We start from the raw sequence: 1,972 nt of genomic DNA on the forward strand, positions 1-1,972 counted from the left end.
CTCCCGGGCGGCCTCGGCGAACTTCACGGGACGGGGGAAGGGCGTCATCGCTCCTCATCCCCCGACCCCGTCGCGGCGAGGATCTGGGCCAGGTGGACGGCCCTCACCCCCGACCGCAGGCGCGAGAGCATGCCGCCGACGTGGGCCAGGCAGGAGTCGTCCACCGCGCACAGCACGTCGGCGCCCGTGCCGCGCACGTGCCGCACCTTGTCGGCCGCCATCGCGACCGAGGTGTCGGCGTTCTTCAGCGCGAACGCCCCGCCGAACCCGCAGCACTCCTCGGCCCGCGGCAGGTCGGCCAGCTCCAGGCCCCGGACGGCGCGCAGCAGCCGCAGCGGCCTGTCGCCCAGCCCGCAGGCGCGCAGCGAGTGGCAGGTGGGGTGGTAGGCCACCCGGTGGGGGAAGTAGGCGCCGACGTCCGTCACGCCCAGGACGTCGACGAGGAACTCGGTCAGCTCGTGGACGGGGGGCGGCGCGCCGCCCGTCAGTCTCGGATGGACGGTGCGGACGGTGGCCGCGCAGGACGCGGAGGGCGTCACGACCGTCTCGTAGCGGCCGAACAGCCCGGCGAACCGCGCCGCGAGGGCCTCGGCCTCCCGGTGGTAGCCGGTGGTCCAGTGCGTCTGCCCGCAGCAGGTCTGACCGGGCTCGAAGACCACCTCGTGGCCGAGACGCTCCAGCAACCGCACGACGGCTCTGCCCGTCCGCGGGTACAGGGCGTCGTTGACACAGCTGACGAACAACGCGACGCGCACTCGTGCCCTTCCTCCCGAGGAGCGGCCATCGTAGGTCGCGGGGGGCGCTGTCCTCCGGGAGACGATCTCATCTCCCCCGTAATGAGGAGGCCCTGACCCTGCTAAGTGTGGCTTATCCCGTTTGCCCACCTCACCCCGTGGATCGGACGGCGGATCACCACCCGTTCACCGAGCCGTTCGTACACCACGTCACAACAGTCCCATCGGACTATGTCCCTGAAAGGCTGAACCGTTGCACACTGGTACACGTCCAACGTGACAGAAGACACAAACCCACGAGTGTGAGAACCGGAGGCACGCCGATGTGCCCGCACCAGCCGCCTTGTCCTTCCTCTGACGACCCGCAACGAGACGCCGCCCGCACCCTGGCCAACCACCCGGAACAGGGCTGGAGCCTGCTGTGCAACGGAGTGGTGGTGTTCGAGGACACCGGTGAACTGCTGCCCAACGGAGGGATCATCGCACCGCACCGCCCGACGGACGTGCACGCCTCCTCCGCGGCCTGAGCCCCCGCGGAGCCGGCCGGGCCGGAACGGACTAGTCAGTTCGGGTGATCACGGCCGCCGGACGGGTCAGCCCCGCCAGCGCCGGAGCCACGGCTCCACGGCGGCCCCCACCCGGGCGGGGTCCTTCGACAGGTCGTGCCGTTCCCCCGGCAGCGTCACCACCTCGGCGGCGTCCGGCGCCGCCGGCACGCCGAAGGGGTCGCGGTCGCCGTTGACCACCACGACCGGCACGCCGGCCGACCTCAGCTCGTCCGCCCTGCTCTTCTCCGGCCTGCCCGGCGGATGCAGCGGGAACGCCAGCGCCAGCACGCCCACCGCGCCGGTGCGCGCCGCCGTGCGGCACGCCACCCGCGCGCCGTTGCTCCGTCCGCCCTGCACCAGAGGCACCCGCGGGTAGCGCTTCCGCAGCGACTCGACGACCTCGGCCCAGGCCGCGTCCTGCTTGGCGGCGCCGCCCGGCGCGCGCCTGCCCGCCAGCCGGAACGGCTGCGTCACCCGCGCCACCACGGCCCCCAGGCCCAGCGCGGCCTCCCGCACCGCCAGCAGGTCCGGCGCGTCCACGCTCCCGTTGGACCCGTGCGTCAGCACGACCAGCAGCCGCGCGTCCCGCGTCTCGTCGACCACGACCGCCGCCGGACCCGCCACGGTCTCGATCTCCATGCGCCCATGCTCCCAGTCTCCGGCGGCCGACGGCGCCCGGGGCCCCTTCCC

At 73.4% G+C, this 1,972-nt stretch carries 3 protein-coding genes; 1 reads left to right on the plus strand and 2 read right to left on the minus strand.

Features of this window, described 5'->3' with window-relative positions:
* Positions 1 to 44: 44 nt before the first annotated feature.
* Complete coding sequence (locus tag ABD327_RS21005) at positions 45 to 755, minus strand: (Fe-S)-binding protein (RefSeq protein WP_344452259.1); 711 nt, start codon at positions 753 to 755, stop codon at positions 45 to 47.
* A 302-nt stretch (positions 756 to 1,057) separates the two neighbouring features.
* Between ABD327_RS21005 and ABD327_RS21010 the strand changes: the two genes are divergently transcribed.
* Positions 1,058 to 1,261: a DUF5999 family protein gene (locus ABD327_RS21010; protein ID WP_344452364.1), complete on the plus strand. Its 204-nt coding sequence runs from the start codon at positions 1,058 to 1,060 to the stop codon at positions 1,259 to 1,261.
* A 66-nt stretch (positions 1,262 to 1,327) separates the two neighbouring features.
* On the opposite strand, the gene ABD327_RS21015 is transcribed toward ABD327_RS21010, so the two are convergent.
* The gene (locus ABD327_RS21015; RefSeq protein ID WP_344452365.1) at positions 1,328 to 1,921 is read right to left on the minus strand and encodes an alpha/beta hydrolase family protein; all 594 of its coding nucleotides are present in this window, start codon (positions 1,919 to 1,921) and stop codon (positions 1,328 to 1,330) included.
* Between the last annotated feature and the right edge of the window lie 51 nt (positions 1,922 to 1,972).

Origin of the sequence: Actinocorallia aurantiaca (genome assembly GCF_039533685.1) — a bacterium.
In the GTDB taxonomy this organism is placed as follows: domain Bacteria; phylum Actinomycetota; class Actinomycetes; order Streptosporangiales; family Streptosporangiaceae; genus Actinocorallia; species Actinocorallia aurantiaca.

Coding starts and splice junctions, on each gene's coding strand:
- ABD327_RS21015 (WP_344452365.1), bottom strand. CDS start 1,921: ATGGAGATCGAGACCGTGGCGGGTCCGGCGGCGGTCGTGGTCGACGAG.
- ABD327_RS21010 (WP_344452364.1), top strand. CDS start 1,058: ATGTGCCCGCACCAGCCGCCTTGTCCTTCCTCTGACGACCCGCAACGA.